At 39.7% G+C, this 1,936-nt stretch carries 1 protein-coding gene; it reads right to left on the reverse strand.

Going from position 1 to position 1,936, the window contains the following annotated elements; translation table 11 throughout:
* The coding region (locus NWQ57_RS17980) for a right-handed parallel beta-helix repeat-containing protein (protein ID WP_306023553.1) at positions 1–1,733 on the reverse strand (1,733 nt) is incomplete at its 3' end.
* Positions 1,734–1,936 lie beyond the last annotated feature (203 nt).

Below are 1,936 nucleotides of genomic sequence, written 5' to 3' on the forward strand. Positions count from 1 at the left end.
TTTGTCCAAAACGTTGAGTCGCTTTTAAACCCAGCTGAAGCTATGCCGTTACTACTTGTTACTATTAAGTTCTCAAAGATATTTACCAAACCAGCAGGTGCGGATATAAGGCCGCCAAGTTTTATTGCAGCCCAAGATTTTTGTCTTTCATCCCCCAAATTATGAATGAAGTTATTAAAAATATAGCTAGGACCGAGCATATTGGGTATTGCACTGACACCACAATAGCCTTGTTCAATTTCATTGTTGTAAAACAGCACATTACTCTGCCCACCATCTAACTCAATGATGTCATCATTTGCGTAAGCTAAATAATTATTGTGAATGGCTGAATCTCTAACAAAACCTCCCCAAATTCTACCATTAGAACGACTTTCTATAACGTCGTTAAAGCGATGTTCTGCAGTGCCATAAAAACGATTGTTTCTAATTATATATTGCCCGCGATATTCCTCATCAGGATGATAGGCTGAGAGAAGCATGGCATTGGGTCCATTGGGGTGGCCATACCCCCAATTATTCGCTTTGCCGTTTGGATCATGTATTTCGCAATCTTCAATAGTGACAACCCCAGTGTTTGTGAGGTAGATACCAGAGTCATAATTTATTGGAGTGGTGCTTTCTGATGTATCGTAAGCTACGCCGTCGCGCATGTCTTCACCGACTCGGCCGTATTGACTAATATCACAGCCTTTTATCCAAATATGGTGCGCGTTTTTCGATTTTACTCCGTATTTTTTACCTCCTATGACATGAATATTTTCAAATTTTATGAAACTTTGACTACCAATATCGATGGCTGATTCATCCTCAGTACCTGCTATAATTTCGACGCCATCACCCTTAATTAATGCCCAGCCTGTTTCGCTTCCTTCGATGCCAAGCGTGGTTAAATTAAGTTGACCACCGGTATAAATATCTGAGAGGTAATATATTTTTTCTGGGTCGATTGGCGGTGAGTTAGGGCGAGTTTTAAAACTATATAAACGCTCTTCTGTAACATCAGAGTCGTCTAAATACTCAAGTTTAATGTCGTAAGCTGTGTCTGCTTGAAGTCGCACGATCGAGCCTGACAAAGCGCCCATTATTGGCTCCCATTGCAAGCTTAAAGCTGGTAGCCATTTGTCTGAATCACTGGACTTAAACCAAAGGCGGGTTTCTGCTCCTTCAGTCTGATTATAAACCGTTAAACTGGCTGAATTTATTAAGGGCACAATACGGTATTCAAGGTCGCCTGAAGCCGTGGCGGGAAGTAATCTGTCGGGGTCTAGCCCTGCGGTAAGTGCTGCTGATTCCAACGCGGATTCCTGAATTGTTGAGTCAGCGTATAGTTGTTCAATAATGCGATAGGCATCTATAGGATAAAGCTGTAACCCTATTGCGACCCATTTTTCGGTTTTGTCAGGTTTGGTTTTTGATAATTGAATAATGGCCTGACTGGTGGATTCTGAGAAACTAATTTCTTTTAACAGTATTGCTGTGTCTTGCACTTCTTTTGTTAGATAAGTCTTGGCTTTTTGCTTTTTAAAGTCTGGGTGTTGCAGCAAAGCGACAATTTCTTTTAGGCTACTAAGATGTTGTTCTTTAATCTGCTCTACAAAATAATCACCCGGTTGCCCCTTTATAGCCATGCGCTTTGGTGTATCAAACTGCGCACAACTAACGAGACTGAAAATTATACAGACTACGATGCAATTTTTACTAAGGCCCATGATTTTACTTAATTGAGTCATAATCAATTCTCCTTCAGTGACTTAAATAGAAGCATCGTTTACTGCTAGACAACAGTAGAGTCTTTAACTTTAGAGCAAAGCGCTGAACTTGTCTTTGCGACATGACAAAAATCAATAAATTTTGCCTTTAATTTTTACCTAATAATTCAATGCATATCACGATCCAAGTTGACAATATTTAAAAATTATTGATTTCACAATGG

This window comes from Paraglaciecola sp. (assembly GCF_030730205.1).
GTDB lineage: Bacteria > Pseudomonadota > Gammaproteobacteria > Enterobacterales > Alteromonadaceae > Paraglaciecola.